Raw genomic sequence first — 15,455 nt, 5'->3', positions numbered from 1 at the left:
ATCCTTCAGTTATGCGTCTTTGCACGCGCTGTGATATCCGCGCTGGTAATATAAAAGGGCGTCGGCGTCTTGGTCTTGTTTAATGTCTACTACTTGGCAAAAAAGCACGTCGTGTGTAGCAACACTTTTTACATCTGTGATAACGCAATCAAAACTGACGGCGGCATCGAGTAGTTGAGGGCAGCCAGTTGCTGACTCGCCCCATTCGCCAATTTCGAAGCGTTCACTCATAGGCGCTTTACCACCAAAAGTATTTGAAATTGACTGATGCTGTGAAGTTAGTGTGTTAATAACCAGATGCGTGCTGTTTTTAAATACCTGGTGTACCGAAGCACTGCGGTTTAAACACACCAGTAAGGTTGCTGGGTTGTCGCTTACGCTGCACACCGCGGTTGCTGTAAAGCCAGCGCTCCCTTCTGGACCAGTTGTTGTAACGACGTTTACCGCTGCCGCTAAGCTAGACATGCCCTGACGGTATTGCTCAGGCGTAACCGGGGGAAGCACTTCTGTTACTGCGTTTTTTATTGCTGTAATAGTCATACAAATATCCTTTGTGTTGGCGTTACAATATTTGACAAGCTTGCTCGAAGCTTAAGCGAGGCAAACGTTTGTGCACTTTCTTTCCATCGCCATAGCCAATGTTAAGCAAGAAGTTCACCTTCCACGTGCTATCGGAAAAGAATGTTTCGTTGAGTAATTTGGGGTTAAAGCCAGACATGGCACCGGCATCAAGACCTAGTGCACGCGCAGCGCTAATTAAATAAGCCCCCTGCATGGAACTGTTCCGCATCGCGGTTTCATAGGCGGCTTCAGGGCTTGAAGTAAACCAGCTTTTCGCATCCGCATAAGGAAATAGCGTAGGTAATTCTTCATAGAATTCTTCGTCGTAAGCCACGATAACCGTACAAGGTGCGGTCATGGTTTGCTCTACGTTACCGCTTGAAAGACAAGGCTTGAGTTTTTCTCGCCCTTCATCTGAGGTAATAAAAACAAATCTCGCCGGGCTGCAATTTGCTGATGTCGAGCCTACTTTCACCAAGTCATAAAGCTGCTTTAGTATCGCTTCATCTATCTTTTTATCGAGCCATGTAGTGTGCGTATGAGCACCGCTAAATAACTGGGCTAGACCACTTTCGCTAATGGGGCCTTTTGTTTCATATTGAGTTTTCTCAGATACCGTCATTTCAAATTCTTTCCAGTTTTTAAATATTATTAAGTAGTGTGTCAGCTACCTAAGTATTGAGTTAGGCGTTTAAGCTATTCGCGCTAAGTATTCCAATACCAATTTATTTAAGTCCTCAGGCGCCGTAATACTCGATGCATGACCGCCATATTCCATTACCGATAGCTCTGCGTTAGGCATGGCATCAGCTAATAGTTTTGAGCGCTGCCATGGAACCAAGGTGTCGTCTTTATTTGCTAGGGCTAATGTGGGGGTAGTGATATTTGCAAGCTTGTCATCGATATCGAACGCGCTAAGAGCGCCGATACGAGCTAGCAAGTTATCTACATCGGGAAAATGATTAAGTAGATGCGCCTCTTCATCGTCTAAGTGCTGTGAATTAGCGGCTATCCAATCTGGTGGAAATAGCAGCAACGCCTGCAGTTGTAGGTACATGTCTTTTCTATCCGCAGCGAGTAAGGCTTTGCGTATATCAAAGCAGCGCAGGGTGTGCGGATTGGGGCTGCTCCATGCATTTACTAGCACTAGGCTTTGCAGTAGGTTGGGCTGAGTTAAACCGAGCTCTAAGCCCACCAAGCCGCCTAATGCATGACCAACAAAATGGCATTGCTGTACTTCCAGTTTTTTCAGCAGTGCAGCCAGTTCATTGGCCATATCAGAAATACTGTAGTTCGCTGGCAAGTCACCCACACTTTTGTTGGTTCCGAGTTGGTCGTAAGTGATCACTCGGTAGCTTTGGGTAAAGTCAGCCAGTTGAGGCTGCCAAAACTTAGCAGCCCCGCCTAGCCCTGAACTAAACACAACCGTTGGCGCGTCGGGCGACGTAAGACCGTGTATTTCGTAATGTGTTTTACCGCACATTTCGCCGTGCATTTTGCCGTGCATTTGGCCGCTCGTGTGGGCGTAGCTTGCCTGCGTATCAGAAGGCATATAGCTCACCTACATAAAACCAATGAGCACAATTAATGGGAAGTCCGAACATAGCTGCTTACCCGATGTGTGCTGTAGAGGCAATTTCAATTAAGGCTTCAGGCTTTACCAACCCAACTTTAATGCAGTAGCGAGCAGGCTTTTCGCCTGGGAAGTATTCGGCGTACACCTTGTTTACCGCGGCGTAGTCGTCCCAATCGGTAATAAAAATTGAGTTGAAAGTGACGTCATCCATAGTGCCACCCGCCTCTTCAATAACGCTTTTGATGGTTTCTAAAACGTGTCGAGTTTGTGCTTCAGCGTCACCTACATGCACCACATAATTATTTTCATCAAACGGCAAAGTGCCTGACACATATAAAATATTGTCAGCCATAGAGCCTGGAACAAAAGGGGCTATTGGCGTTGAAGTACCCGCTGGAATAATGGCTTTCTTTGGCATAATTACATTCCTCATTCTTTGTGCTATTTAGACAGTGCTTTCAGTACTGCTTTAGCTAATTTTTTATAAAGGCAGAGCTACTTGTTGCCCTTTATTTTTTCGATTATCGGATTCTCGCTTTTAAGCTTTCTTTCCCACTTTTTAATAGCTGCTATGGGTTTAAGCTAAATGGGTTTACGCTTTACGTGCTGCGAGCTCACGACTTGGCTTTTAAAATTAAGAAGGTTTAAACACCTCACAAAATTGCGCCGTGGTAGACACCCAACCGAAAAACGTTTGAATATTAAAAAGAGACGCTTCATGAATATCTGGCGGGCCAGCTTGATAGGCAGCGTCAGCAAGCACCACACCAAAATATTCCAGATGGAAGCCATCGCGCAGCGTCGACTCCACACACACGTTAGTGGCAATGCCGGTAAACACTAAGTTGCGAATACCACGAGCCCGCAGCATGCTGTCTAAATTGGTGTTATAAAAACCGCTATAACGGGTTTTAGGGATAACGATATCGTCGGCTTGAGGCTTTAATGCGTCTACGAGTGCATAGTCCCAAGTGCCTTTGGCAAGCAAACTGCCCTTAAGCTCAGGCTGTTTGCGCATAGTTTTAAGGGCGTTAGACTTATACCAGTTAGGTGAGCCAGGCCCCCCCGCTTCTTTATAATCCGCGTCCCACCCATTTTGTAAGAACACCACCGGCATGCCTGCGGCGCGAGCGGTATCAAGCACCTTAACGGTATTTTCAATAACCGGCTCAGTAGTAGAGACATCAAACCCCGCTTTGTCTAAATAACCGTTTTTACTGGCATAAGCGTTCTGCAAATCCACAACTATCACGGCGGTTTCAGCTGGGTTTAGGGTTAAGGGCTCTGGTTTGGCAGGCAGCACTGGCTGCTCTTTTTGGCGTGCTTGAAAGCACCCTGACACTTCAAATACTTCACCGGCAGACATTAGGCTGCTCCCGATGTTTCAAGTAGATGCTGACGGGATTTCATTAGCGGCTGAATTTTAGTGCCGAAATCATCCATACCTTTAAGGAAATCATCAAAGGTTAGCAATACACCTTCGCAGCCTGGAACCGTCGCGATTTCATCTAGCATAGAAGCGACTGATTCATAAGAGCCAACAAGGGTCCCCATATTCAGGTTTACTGCTGAGGTTGGGTTGGTCATATCGCGAATGTTGGTGTCTTTGCCTGACTTTTTGTCAGCCGCGCCCTGCGTTGCCATCCAATCTAACGCTGACTGATCTTTACCCTCTTTATAGCTTTCCCATTTAGCCATAGCTGCTTCGTCGGTTTCATCAGCAATGACCATGATAAGCACCGCGGAGCCTACGCTACGACCGTGCTTTTCAGCGGCTTCGGTCAAGCGCGCAGCGGTAGGCGCAAATGCGGTAGGTGTATTCACACCTTTACCAAAACAGAAGTTATAGTCGGCGTGACGGGCGGAGAAATCCATGCCCGCGGCACTTTGCCCAGCACAAATAAGCGGTATTTTTCGCTGTGGTTTAGGTAGCATACGGCAGTCATCCATTTGGAAATGCTCGCCTTTAAAATCACTTTTCCCTGTTTCCCACAGCTCTTTCACAACTTTGATGTATTCATCCAAATATTCGTAGCGGTTACCGAAAAACTCATCGCCCGGCCACATGCCCATTTGTGAGTATTCAGGGCGTTGCCAGCCGGTAACCAGGTTGACCCCAAAACGACCATTGGAAATAGAATCGATAGTAGTCGCCATGCGTGCCATGATCGCTGGTGGCAAGACTAACGTTGCTGCTGTGGCATACAATTGTATTTTTGAAGTAACAGCGGCAAGACCAGCCATCAACGTAAACGACTCTAAGTTGTAGTCCCAAAATTCTGTTTCACCGCCAAAACCACGCAACTTGATCATAGAGAGCGCGAAGTCCATATCGTACTTTTCTGCCTTCATTACAATCTCTTTGTTGAGATCGAACGATGGTTTGAACTGAGGCGAATTTTTAGAAATTAACCAGCCGTTGTTACCAATCGGAATAAATACACCTATATCCATGTTGTTCCCTCTGCTTGTCTGCGTTTTAAGCGGTTTACCCCGCTTTTTTTAAGGTTGCCGAATTCAAAACATTGAAGTGGCGGTATACATAGTGAACAGCATAAAGCAGGCCAATTTATTTATTTGTTAATTTTCAATATCTTACATAATGCGCAATTTGAAATTAGACCTATTGGTTCAATTTGGAACATCCAGTCCAGTGCAACTGAACTTAATTGGTGCATATTTGTGCAAATGGGTTTATAGGTTAGAAAACTGCGCGTAAACTATGCGCCAGATTGCAGAAATCCGGTTAAGAAGAATTGAGTAGTGAGTAAATCTGAAGACCAAGTAAATACAAAAACAGCAAGAGCTTTTAGCCCTACCACCCAGAAACGACGAGAAAAGGCGCTATTAGAAAAGCGCACCCGCATTATGGATGCTGCGCTATCATTATTTGCAAAAAACGGCGTGAGCGGTACCACGGTAGAGCAAGTATCGGAATTAGCGAATGTCTCAAAGAGTAACTTACTGTATTACTTTAAAAGTAAAGACGGTCTTTACCTATCGGTTATCACTCACCTATTAGATGTGTGGCTGACGCCGCTGCAAAGCTTTTCTGCAGAACAGGAACCCATAGCCACCTTAAGTGAATACATAAAAGTAAAACTTGAAATGTCACGGGATAACCCGGCCGAATCAAAACTTTTTTGTATGGAAGTGGTACAAGGTGCACCGCTTTTAATAAAGGAATTAGAAACGCCGCTTAAAACATTGCTGGATGCAAAAAGCGCCGTGATTAATGCGTGGATTGAAGCCGGCAAATTAAAGCCTGTCGACCCCATACACCTAATTTTTAGCATTTGGGCTATTACGCAGCACTATGCAGATTTCAGCGTTCAGATTAAAGCGGTCACGGGTAAAGATTTAAGCGATCCCGACTTCTTCGATAGCACGCTTAGCAACATTCAGCACATTATTTTAGATGGGCTAAAGCCTTAAAGAGGAATGGGGGTCAGAGTAATGACTCTGCCCCCCATTGTTTGTGATAAACTAAAACATAGAGTAAATGCAAATTAGCGGCACATTATGAACCAACAACCCAACAATCCCCTACACGGCTTAACGCTTGAAAAAATTGTGACACAACTTCATGAGCGCTACGGCTGGGACGGGTTGTATTACCGCATAAGAGTGAACTGCTTTAACAACGACCCTTCGATTAAATCATCTCTTAAGTTTCTTAGAAAGACCCAGTGGGCGCGAGACAAAGTAGAACAGCTCTATATTCAAACATTTAGTAATTAAAATAGTGTAGCGTTTTACACTGACCCTATTATTTGCGGCCTAAGCGTCGTTGTAGAGTGTAGCTATCCACTTTTCTTCAGTAATAAAGTTCCAGCTCCAGTCGGCCCACTTTTCATCTAGGCCCATCGCTTTTACTTCATCAAGGGTTTTGCCGTCTTGCTTAAGCGTCTTAACGTAGTCGAAAGTTTCGCTGATCATGGCTAAAAACGCGGAGTATTCTTGCTTGTTACTAATATCGCCGTGGCCTGGAATGATAACCGTCTCGTCATTTATTTTCGCTAGCAACTGCTCTACCGATTCCATGTAGCCTTCCACATTGCCACCTGCACCTTGGTCGATGTAAGGAAAACGGCCATTGAAGAATAAGTCGCCCGTGTGCATGACGTTGGGTTGCTCAAACCACACTACGCTATCGCCGTCAGTGTGTCCTACTGCTAAATGCATTACATGTAGGGTCTCACCATTAAAGTAAATTTTAATCCCATCTTCATAGGTAATGGTTGGCAGGGCTTCCGGTTTTATCTTCTCATCGTTAGCTAGCCGAACGCGCACATTTTCATGGGCGAGAATGGTGGCACCTTTGTGACTGTGGAAAAATGCATTAGAGCCTGTGTGATCGCCGTGATAATGCGTGTTTATCACATATTTAGGCTTATCACTGCCTAGCTCACCAAGCTGGGCCGCTATCTTTTCAGCCAGTGGCGCAAATTGGTCGTCGATGATAAGAATACCGTCTTCCCCAGCTGATACACCAATATTTCCACCTGCACCTGTAAGCATGTGCACAGAGCCTTTTATCGCTGTGGCTTTAACTTCGACATCGGCGAACCTGTCTTGTGCATTTGCGGGGTGAACCGCTGAATAAATTAAAGGGCTTGCAGCTAAGAACGCAGCCATAACGTGGGCGCTAAAGCGAGATGCAGTTTTCATTATTATTTCCTTGTAAGAAGCCTGTTTATATAAGACCTTTTACACTATGACCTAATTTCACAATTAGATCATTTTTTCGTCATTAGGGATATCACCCACATAAGCAAAACGAGGGAGTGTCTCTCCGTCTTTTTCCACTGACTCTAAAAACATATCCAGAGGGCGAACCCATAACGCTTTTTCGCCATAGCACGGCCGATATACCACTAACTTACTTTCGTCTTCTGAGTGGGTGGCGACTTCGTAAACATCGTATAAATTGCCTTTATAATGCTTGTAACGACCGGGGGTTTTAAGGTTTGTATCTATCATGATGCCTCAAAGTTGATTACTGTTAGTCTTCATATACCCAGTATACTTTGTGTCGACCGTGTAATGTAGACTTCGAATATTGGCGACTTACTTCAGCTCTCTAGAATGCCTCGCTGATTTCAGAGCATACTTCAAAGGCAGTAGCCCACCACCGACCAACACAATTATTCTCAAAACCTTATTTTCTACAAATAATTGAGGGTTGAAGAAGCAAGCAATCACTACAGCACTTGCTAAAATAGTAAAGGCAATATCGCCCCAAAAAGAAATTTTTCTAATCTGCATTTTCCGTCCCTGTTTCTCGCTGTAACCTTTGTACTCTAAAAACCATGTTAGAACACTAAAATCTGAAACTTGCCTAACCAATACACTCTAGAATACATAGTGCGCTTACGGTGCACGACTTACATTATAAAAAATATTGACGATTAGTAGCCTTCAAAAGGCAAAACCAGCTGTTGTGTTGATTGGTCGGCGGCGAGGCCTACATGCACGCCAACAAGACGGATGCCACGTCCTGTTGCTCGCTCAAAAGCTTCCTGCATTAATGTACGAAAATAAGCTTCATCTAGCGTGGCACAGCGATGCTCAACAGTAGTTAGCTGAAAGTCGTTAAACTTTAGCTTTACGCCTTGTGTGCGAATACGCACAGGCTTGCCCGTCCGCTTCTTATGGTTTTCCATTCGTTCCTGAAGCTTTTCAAATAAGTGGGGCAGAAAGTCGATACATTGATCGATAGTATGGATATCTTCACTTAACGTTCGCTCTACGCCTATAGACTTGCGTTCTCGAGATACTGACAACTCGCGCTCATCGATGCCATGAGCCCGTTCCCACAGTACACTACCGAACTTACCCAGTTCTTTTTGGATGCGTTCGAAAGGATACTTACGAACGTCATTGCAGGTATTAAGCCCCATGCGCTGCAGCTTTTGCATGGTAACTTTGCCCACGCCTGGAATTTTCTTTAGCGGCATTTCGCGTACAAACTCATCAAGTTTGTCGGGCGTGATCACGCAAATACCGTCAGGCTTGTTTTCATCGCTGGCTACTTTTGCCACGAATTTGCAGGGCGCGACCCCTGCTGAAGCGGTAAGACCTAACTCGCTTTCAATACGAGCACGTATTTCTTCAGCTATTAACGTAGCGCTGCCACCACAAAATTCACTGTTAGTAACATCCAGATAGGCTTCATCTAACGATAGGGGTTCAATAAGGTCGGTATAGTCTGCAAAAATCTTACGTATTTTTTGCGACTCAGCGGCATACACCTCCATACGCCCTTTCACTAGCGTCAGATTTGGACATAACTTCAAGGCATAGGCTGTTGCCATAGCCGAGCGCACACCAAATTTGCGGGCGGGATAATTACAGGTAGAGATAACACCACGACGGTCGGCACTGCCGCCAATAGCAATGGGAATATTGCGCAAAGCTGGGTTGTCGCGCATTTCAACTGCGGCGTAAAAACAATCCATGTCGACGTGGATAATTTTTCGCATTACCTGCCTTTGCTCTTAACGTGCTCACACGAAACTGTACAAAAAGACAGTATATTATCAAAAGCGCTTAATTACACTACCTCGTTTTGATTATTAACGAGATTGATTGGTCCCCACTCTTTTACATGAATGGCTCAAGTTGAAACGAGTGTTTTTTACAGAACGTTGCCAGAATTAAAGTACTAAACAAAAAGCGGCGACACACCATCACTGATGTGTCGCCGCTCAATTATGTAAACGCCAAAACAAGTATCAAAATTGCCCCAGCAGTTTTACTTAATTCACTCGGCCTAACCAGTACATTACACGAGATGTTGCCATCATCACTTCTAGGCTCCCCTCAGCAGATTTTCTCACGTGTAGAGAATGGCTGCGGGCCGGACCAATCAACGCAGGGCTTTTCCAAATACTGATGCCTTCAACCGTCATTTCGCTGAGTTCAGAAGCACCGTAGTAACTCCAATCATCGTCATGCGCCGTTGTAACAAGAAGTGTCTGTTCAGTAGCGGTTACTGGATTGGCTACCATGTCTACAATAACCTTACTCACCGAAACGTCTGATGCCTTAGTCAAACTAGTGTCAGTTACATCAAATATAACCAGTGATTGGTTCTGATTGTTATAACAGGCCAGTTCAGCGGCAGCGTCACTATCAGCATTGATAAAGGCAAGGCGCGCGCAAGAAATATCGGCGCTTGCCTGAATAGAGAAACCTGATGTTGTTGGCTTAAGTAATTGCGTTATGTCGTCGCCTTGAGAAAGCGCCACATACACATTGCCATTCATCGCGACAATATCGAAATCACGGAAATATTGAGGCATGGTGTAAGTGGCCAACATAACTTGATTGTTCACGTCGACCGCTTTTAGTGTGCGACCATCAACATACACTGCATCATCGAAACCATCGTTATTGAAGTCAAATGCCTTGATAACTGAAACGTCATTCGAATAATCGCCTGTAATTTCGTATTGAATAGAGAAATCATTTAATCGCATTGCGGCGAAGGCGCCATCGTAGGTTTCTGCACTAGGTAGGAATAAATCACCAGCACCGTCATTGTTGTAATCGGTAGTTACAGCAACACTAGAGTTATCCCAGTTAGAAGAAATCTCTTCACTAGTAATGTAATTCCCTGAGTTCTCCATTAGTAAGACCTTGGAGCCGTCATAACCGCTCCCCGTACTCGGCACGAAGAAAACAGCACGTTCGTCACCAGGATACAAATCTGCCCACCCAGCCGCGTTAAAGCTGTCTAGTTGATGTGTGGTTGCCGTCGTTTTTATTGTTGCAGAAGTGGCTGTGACATCTGCCGTTACGAGTAAGTCCTCTCCAGAAGAAGTAGTGCCAGTGCCCCATAACAGTTCGTTAAGGCCATCATTGTCGGCATCGCCAAGGGTCAGCGAGGTTGAACCGTGATCAACCATATCAACGCTAAATACTGAAGTGAGCGTATTATTAGACAGCTTCATGGCGTGGACGTTGCCCCATTGGCAGTCCCCTACAAGCAATACAGGGTTACTATCGTCAGTCAGTTTCCCTGCGCTAATGTCGCAAGTATTAAAATTCTCAACACTCGTAATTTGAGACTTGTCTTGTGCTGAGTATACATAGATGTAAGACCAACTGTCAGCGCCTACAATTTCATCAATACCGTCGCCATTTACATCGGCAACGGCAATGTGATGACTACCAAATCCTGAGTTCAAAAACCACTGGTTTTCACCAGTATCAAGGTCATAAACCAAACCAGAATTGGTAACCAGTTCTAACTGAGCGTCAGAATCTACATTACCCAGAGCAATTTCATAGGTATTTTCAGCGGTAAACGTAAATAAAGGTGATTCTGGCGAATTAAGATCTACCACCACAACATCATTGGCATCGCCGTAATCACGTGATGAATATAGGTAGGCCAATTCATCGTCACCATCATTGTCTATGTCTCCTAGAACAGCACTATGTATGAAATTGTCGGTGGTAAAAAGCGTTGTGGCCGCTTCGTCAATGTCGGTAACGATAGATACGCCGTGTTCAGATATCACTAAAATATCGGGGTAATCGTCGTTATCAAAATCGGTACTGAGAACTTGTTTTACTGTTTCACCGTGCTCGATTTGGTAGGGGTACATCCAAGTTTGGTTGTAGCTGCCGTTTTGATAAGACAGTAAAAACACGCGATTTGCAGAATCGGTAGAGAGCACTTCATTGTCGCCGTCGTGGTCGAAATCACCCACTACCATTGAATTGTTCATCTTAGGCACTTCAATACCCGAGCGTGCTAACTCTTGAACCTCATTATTAGTCACTGAGACATCAGTTTTGACTACTTCAGCACCTTCTTCGCCAGTTGAAAAACCAAATTCGTAAAGTTGGGTTTTAAACAACTGATTACTCGGCGCTTGCCATGAAATCAATCCATCTTCGTTAATGGTAGCGCCTGCTGGCGCTGACACTAAGGTAGGAGCACCTTGATTGTCGCCAAGATCAGGGTCAGACACAATTGCTCTGAATTCGATATATTCTCCAGGAGACACTGACTCTGGTAAATTCTCAAAAGCTACTTGTGCTGGTGCATCCGACAGAGTAATTGAAGTGCGATCTGACTCTACAGTGTTAGCGCTATCAGAGACGACCATTGACACTTCTACTACATCGTTAAATACAGCGCGATAGGCGGGAAAGGTATCTCCTGTAACGTCTTCTACTAAGTTGCCATTGAGATACCAGCGGAAACTGACCGTTAAATCTTCGTAGTCTGTATCGCTATCATTATAATAGCCAGGGCTAACAGTAATGGGTGTCGTCGTGTCTACTGAGTCCCAGGTATAAAAATCAGGTGCATAGACAGTGGGTGGCATGGACATGTCAGCAATAGCGACAAGTGATCTGTCTGCAAGGTTACCACTAATTAAATCATGGCCATCAATTATAAATGTACCTAGGTCGTAGGTACCGTCGTTATCTGTATCTTCTAAATAACGAATAGTGCTTTGTTCGAAAAGTAAGGTTGCAGTTTTATCACCCGCTACTACTACTTCGCCATCGTACATGTATGGCCATAAATACTCAGGGGCCTCTGCTTCGACAGCTAGTTTACCTTTAGAGCCAACATAGAAGTCTAATTCAGCATGGTTAAGGCTTTCATTGGGTGAATCAGATATGTCGTAATTCCCCGTTAATTTATATTGCTCTGCGCCAATAGTGAACGCCACATGTTGGCTGGTATCTACGTGATAGCTACCGTTAGTTTCATTGAAGCTTTCATCAATTGAGACAACGCCAGACAAAGTATAAGGTACACCTTCGATAGTCCATGTCAGACTGTCGAAATACATACTGTATTTCGCGGCGCTATCTGACACGCTTTCAATGGCAATAGCCGTCGACCCAGAAATAGCAACGCCATTGCTATACAACCAACAGTTTTGGTAATTCATGGCGATAGTACCTGTTAAGGTATCGGATACTTTGCCGTCATAAGCAACACTACCACCTTGATCACAGGCATACGTTTTTTTAATCGTTCCGCCGTTTACGTCATTAGAAAAATCCTGTTCTGCCAGTTCTGGTACTGTCATGACGGAATCATTAAATAACAAATTGAAGGCTTGTTGGACCAGCTCTATATCTACTTCCGCATTAACTGTTTCGCCTTGGTATTGTGCATTTGCAATTGCCTTGGCTGCAGTGTTGAGGCGTGATGGGGTGTAGTCTTTCGCGTTTAAGATGATGGATGATGACGAAACCGGAGTGGAGCCTCCGTTATCCGACACATCAGAGTCTGAACCTCCGCCTCCACATGCGGCTAGGGATAATGCGATAATACTGAAGGTCCCGAGGCGTACACTGCGTGTCATAACTCTTCCTTGATGTTTTATTATTGGTATTGGTATTGGTATTGGTATTTTATGAGACGTAAATTTAACCTAAATACAAATGTGGAGCAACGAAATATGGGTTGAGCGAAACAAAGTTACAAAATATAAACGCCTGTTCATGGCTTGTTTGTAAAGATAACGTTCCCTTTAACTGTTTCGCCCATGAAGCATCCCCGACAAGTTACATTTAGTTAGCTGTCCAGACTCGGTGTTAAATGTCCATCTAACAGATACAAAAAAGCGCTGTCGATGAGTATCAAACAGCGCTTTTATAACTTAAGCCAACGAGAGACTAAGCATTACAAAATTTGATTTTGCTTCCACTCGTTTAATTTTTTCTGGCGGGCTTCTTCTTTTTCCATACGTGACTTTTTACGATCGCACGGTTCTGGACAGTCACAGGCTTTTTCGATACCAAGTGCCCCTAAGCCGCCACAGCTTCCAGAAATTGATTTTTTCTGAAAAAGGTAACCTACGGCCATAGCCAGTACCATTGTTAGAAAGAAACCAAAAGCAAGAATGAATGTAGACATTGCTACCCCCTAATTATGAACTGTGACCAGTTTATCAAATTCTGGCGACGCATACTCTTCAAATCCGTCTTCTGTGCGACGAATGAGGAATACCGCAAGTTGCTCTTGCTCTGCAACCGCTATTGCTTGCTCCCATCCCATCACATTAAATGCCGTGGCTAAACCATCTGACGTCATAGATGAAGGGTGAACAACGGTGACCGACACCAAGTTGTGTGAAATAGGCTTACCAGTAGTCGGGTCGATTAGATGCGAATAACGAACGCCATCTTCTTCGTAATAGTTACGGTAGTCACCCGATGTAGCAACCGCGTTTTCACCTATTGAGACAACTTTTTGAACTGCACGTTCAGTAGTGACCGGCTTTTCAATAGCAATAAGCCATTCACTTCCGTCGCCTCGCTCGCCTTTTACGCGCATTTCACCGCCTATTTCCACAAGGTAGTTTTCAATACCGTGCTTTTCAAGGATCTCAGCCACTTCGTCAACGCCAAAGCCTTTGGCAATAGTCGATAGGTCGACGTACAGCATAGGATGACTTTTCTTTAAGCCTGTTGGCGTGGTCGACAGCTTCTTATAGCCCACATATTCACGGATATCGTCGATGTCTGCCTGACTGGGCACTTTCTCAGGGCGCTTTGTGGGGCCAAACCCCCATAGGTTAACCAGCGGACCAACGGTCACATCAAGTACACCGCCACTAAGATTAGCCAGGCGGAGCGCTTCATTTACCACGGTTAACGTATCTGGCGACACAGCAAAATTATCGGTGTAACGATATTGATTAAACCTTGATAGTTCTGACGTTGGGTCGTAAGTAGACATCATCTTATTAACGTCAACAAGGCGGGCATCTATTTCAGCCTGTAAGCCATCTACCGGCGCTTCAACTACAAGGTATTTAACATTGTAGGTTGTGCCCATTGTCTGCCCTTGAAGATGCACTACAGGCGTTTTTTCGTCGCTACAGCTTGCGAGAAGTAGAATACCTACCGCAACGAAGGCGAGGAAAATTCGAATAGCAAATCGAATCACGATGTTGTCCTTAGCTAATATGCACGAAACGAAATTACGTGCATTATGCATGTTGCTTCAACGAAAAAGGGGCTTACGCCCCTTTTAATATGCTTAATAACTTTTAAGCGAGTAGCTCTTAAATTAAACGCTTAGCCACCGAAGTCATCTAGCATGATGTTTTCGTCCTCGACACCTAAATCTTTAAGCATGTTGATAACGGCCGCGTTCATCATAGGTGGTCCACACATGTAGAACTCACAGTCTTCTGGTGCAGGGTGATCTTTCAAATAGTTCTCTAGAAGAACTTGGTGAATAAACCCTGTGTAGCCTTCCCAGTTGTCCTCAGGCTGAGGATCTGAAAGTGCTACGTGCCACTCAAAGTTATCGTTTTCTGCTGCTAGTTCGTCGAAGTCTTCTGTATAGAACATTTCACGAAGTGAACGTGCACCGTACCAGAAGCTCATTTTACGCTTAGACTTAAGGCGACGAAGCTGATCGAAGATGTGTGAACGCATTGGGGCCATACCTGCACCACCACCTACGAATACCATTTCGTTTTCAGTTTCTTTCGCGAAGAATTCACCGAACGGACCAGAGATAGTCGCTTTGTCGCCTTCTTTCAGGCTCCAAATGTACGATGACATTTTACCAGCAGGTAGGCTTAGGTTATTAGGTGGCGGCGTAGCGATACGCACGTTCAACATAATAATGCCTTCTTCTTCTGGGTAGTTCGCCATTGAGTACGCACGAATCGTTTCTTCGTCTACTTTAGACTCGATGTCGAAGAAGCCAAAACGCTCCCAGTCACCGCGATATTCTTCAGGAATGTCGAAGTCTTTGTACTTAACGTGGTGAGCTGGCGCTTCAATCTGAATATAACCACCTGCACGGAAAGGTACGCTTTCACCGTTAGGAATTTTAAGCTTAAGTTCTTTGATGAAAGTTGCTTTGTTATCGTTAGAGATAACTTCACAATCCCATTTCTTAACACCAAATACCGACTCTTCCAGCTCGATTTCCATGTCTTGCTTAATAGCAACCTGACATGAAAGACGGCAGCCTTCGCGTGCTTCACCTTTAGTGATGTGGTCTAGTTCAGTTGGAAGAATTTCACCACCACCTGAGTGTACGTCTACACGACACTGACCACATGAGCCACCGCCACCACACGCAGAAGATACGAAGTATCCCGCATCAGCTAGAGCACCAAGTAGCTTACCACCTGGCTCTGTTTTGATTGCTTTGTCTGGGTCACCATTGATAGTGATAGTAACATCACCGCTTGGTACCAATTTAGACTTGGCAAACATGATAATAAATACCAGCGCTAGAACGATGGCAATGAACATGCCTACGCCTAGATATATTTCTACATTATTCATTTATATGCTCCCGAGCTTT

Annotated in this window: 16 protein-coding genes; 2 read left to right on the top strand and 14 right to left on the bottom strand. The window is 44.7% G+C overall.

Annotation, left to right across the window (positions count from 1 at the left end; translation table 11 throughout):
- Window positions 1-9 precede the first annotated feature (9 nt).
- From IW644_RS15385 to rutA, 6 genes are all read right to left on the bottom strand, one after another.
- Window positions 10-540: a flavin reductase gene (locus IW644_RS15385; protein ID WP_269918332.1), complete on the bottom strand. Its 531-nt coding sequence runs from the start codon at window positions 538-540 to the stop codon at window positions 10-12.
- Window positions 541-562: 22 nt separating this feature from the next.
- Entirely contained in the window at window positions 563-1,183 is a 621-nt protein-coding gene (locus IW644_RS15380; protein WP_269918331.1) for a malonic semialdehyde reductase, read from the bottom strand.
- Window positions 1,184-1,252: 69 nt separating this feature from the next.
- Window positions 1,253-2,113, bottom strand: coding sequence for a pyrimidine utilization protein D (gene rutD, locus IW644_RS15375; RefSeq protein ID WP_269918330.1), 861 nt, complete (start codon window positions 2,111-2,113; stop codon window positions 1,253-1,255).
- Window positions 2,114-2,171: 58 nt separating this feature from the next.
- On the bottom strand, window positions 2,172-2,555 hold the full coding sequence (gene rutC / locus IW644_RS15370; protein ID WP_269918329.1) for a pyrimidine utilization protein C: 384 nt from the start codon (window positions 2,553-2,555) through the stop codon (window positions 2,172-2,174).
- Window positions 2,556-2,771: 216 nt separating this feature from the next.
- On the bottom strand, window positions 2,772-3,503 hold the full coding sequence (gene rutB / locus IW644_RS15365) for a pyrimidine utilization protein B (protein ID WP_269918328.1): 732 nt from the start codon (window positions 3,501-3,503) through the stop codon (window positions 2,772-2,774).
- Entirely contained in the window at window positions 3,503-4,591 is a 1,089-nt protein-coding gene (gene rutA, locus IW644_RS15360) for a pyrimidine utilization protein A (protein ID WP_136783790.1), read from the bottom strand. The genes rutB and rutA overlap by 1 nt, the downstream gene beginning before the upstream one ends.
- A gap of 309 nt (window positions 4,592-4,900) precedes the next feature.
- On the opposite strand from rutA, the gene rutR reads away from it, so the two are divergent.
- Both rutR and IW644_RS15350 read left to right on the top strand, forming a co-directional pair.
- Window positions 4,901-5,572, top strand: a complete 672-nt coding sequence (rutR, locus tag IW644_RS15355; protein WP_269918327.1) for an HTH-type transcriptional regulator RutR — start codon at window positions 4,901-4,903, stop codon at window positions 5,570-5,572.
- Between the two features lie 87 nt (window positions 5,573-5,659).
- On the top strand, window positions 5,660-5,878 hold the full coding sequence (locus tag IW644_RS15350; RefSeq protein WP_269918326.1) for a VF530 family protein: 219 nt from the start codon (window positions 5,660-5,662) through the stop codon (window positions 5,876-5,878).
- Between the two features lie 39 nt (window positions 5,879-5,917).
- On the opposite strand, the gene IW644_RS15345 is transcribed toward IW644_RS15350, so the two are convergent.
- The 8 genes from IW644_RS15345 to nqrF form a co-directional block, all read right to left on the bottom strand.
- Entirely contained in the window at window positions 5,918-6,808 is an 891-nt protein-coding gene (locus tag IW644_RS15345; RefSeq protein WP_269918325.1) for an MBL fold metallo-hydrolase, read from the bottom strand.
- 63 nt (window positions 6,809-6,871) lie between these two features.
- Window positions 6,872-7,120: a DUF1653 domain-containing protein gene (locus IW644_RS15340; RefSeq protein WP_179984635.1), complete on the bottom strand. Its 249-nt coding sequence runs from the start codon at window positions 7,118-7,120 to the stop codon at window positions 6,872-6,874.
- 87 nt (window positions 7,121-7,207) lie between these two features.
- Window positions 7,208-7,405 carry a hypothetical protein gene (locus tag IW644_RS15335; protein ID WP_269918324.1) on the bottom strand — a complete coding sequence of 66 codons (198 nt, stop codon included), beginning with the start codon at window positions 7,403-7,405 and terminating at the stop codon, window positions 7,208-7,210.
- A gap of 143 nt (window positions 7,406-7,548) precedes the next feature.
- On the bottom strand, window positions 7,549-8,622 hold the full coding sequence (gene dinB, locus IW644_RS15330; protein WP_269918323.1) for a DNA polymerase IV: 1,074 nt from the start codon (window positions 8,620-8,622) through the stop codon (window positions 7,549-7,551).
- 276 nt (window positions 8,623-8,898) lie between these two features.
- A complete protein-coding gene (locus IW644_RS15325) occupies window positions 8,899-12,483 on the bottom strand; it encodes an FG-GAP repeat domain-containing protein (RefSeq protein ID WP_269918322.1) in 3,585 nt (1,194 codons plus the stop codon).
- Window positions 12,484-12,803: 320 nt separating this feature from the next.
- A complete protein-coding gene (gene nqrM, locus IW644_RS15320) occupies window positions 12,804-13,037 on the bottom strand; it encodes a (Na+)-NQR maturation NqrM (RefSeq protein ID WP_014950791.1) in 234 nt (77 codons plus the stop codon).
- A 9-nt stretch (window positions 13,038-13,046) separates the two neighbouring features.
- A complete protein-coding gene (locus tag IW644_RS15315) occupies window positions 13,047-14,072 on the bottom strand; it encodes an FAD:protein FMN transferase (RefSeq protein ID WP_269918321.1) in 1,026 nt (341 codons plus the stop codon).
- A 131-nt stretch (window positions 14,073-14,203) separates the two neighbouring features.
- Window positions 14,204-15,436 carry an NADH:ubiquinone reductase (Na(+)-transporting) subunit F gene (gene nqrF / locus IW644_RS15310; protein ID WP_269918320.1) on the bottom strand — a complete coding sequence of 411 codons (1,233 nt, stop codon included), beginning with the start codon at window positions 15,434-15,436 and terminating at the stop codon, window positions 14,204-14,206.
- Window positions 15,437-15,455: the final 19 nt, after the last annotated feature.

The organism is Alteromonas sp. PRIM-21, from assembly GCF_027563165.1.
GTDB classification, from domain to species: domain Bacteria; phylum Pseudomonadota; class Gammaproteobacteria; order Enterobacterales; family Alteromonadaceae; genus Alteromonas; species Alteromonas macleodii_A.
The sequence above is the reverse complement of the archived record's forward strand: the minus strand, read 5'-3'. Positions and strand labels throughout refer to the sequence as shown.

Bases quoted from the DNA above. Each gene is read 5' to 3' on its own strand.
- IW644_RS15385 (WP_269918332.1), bottom strand. From the start codon at position 540: ATGACTATTACAGCAATAAAAAACGCAGTAACAGAAGTGCTTCCCCCG.
- IW644_RS15380 (WP_269918331.1), bottom strand. From the start codon at position 1,183: ATGACGGTATCTGAGAAAACTCAATATGAAACAAAAGGCCCCATTAGC.
- rutD (WP_269918330.1), bottom strand. From the start codon at position 2,113: ATGCCTTCTGATACGCAGGCAAGCTACGCCCACACGAGCGGCCAAATG.
- rutC (WP_269918329.1), bottom strand. From the start codon at position 2,555: ATGCCAAAGAAAGCCATTATTCCAGCGGGTACTTCAACGCCAATAGCC.
- rutB (WP_269918328.1), bottom strand. From the start codon at position 3,503: ATGTCTGCCGGTGAAGTATTTGAAGTGTCAGGGTGCTTTCAAGCACGC.
- rutA (WP_136783790.1), bottom strand. From the start codon at position 4,591: ATGGATATAGGTGTATTTATTCCGATTGGTAACAACGGCTGGTTAATT.
- IW644_RS15350 (WP_269918326.1), top strand. From the start codon at position 5,660: ATGAACCAACAACCCAACAATCCCCTACACGGCTTAACGCTTGAAAAA.
- IW644_RS15345 (WP_269918325.1), bottom strand. From the start codon at position 6,808: ATGAAAACTGCATCTCGCTTTAGCGCCCACGTTATGGCTGCGTTCTTA.
- IW644_RS15340 (WP_179984635.1), bottom strand. From the start codon at position 7,120: ATGATAGATACAAACCTTAAAACCCCCGGTCGTTACAAGCATTATAAA.
- IW644_RS15335 (WP_269918324.1), bottom strand. From the start codon at position 7,405: ATGCAGATTAGAAAAATTTCTTTTTGGGGCGATATTGCCTTTACTATT.
- dinB (WP_269918323.1), bottom strand. From the start codon at position 8,622: ATGCGAAAAATTATCCACGTCGACATGGATTGTTTTTACGCCGCAGTT.
- IW644_RS15325 (WP_269918322.1), bottom strand. From the start codon at position 12,483: ATGACACGCAGTGTACGCCTCGGGACCTTCAGTATTATCGCATTATCC.
- nqrM (WP_014950791.1), bottom strand. From the start codon at position 13,037: ATGTCTACATTCATTCTTGCTTTTGGTTTCTTTCTAACAATGGTACTG.
- nqrF (WP_269918320.1), bottom strand. From the start codon at position 15,436: ATGAATAATGTAGAAATATATCTAGGCGTAGGCATGTTCATTGCCATC.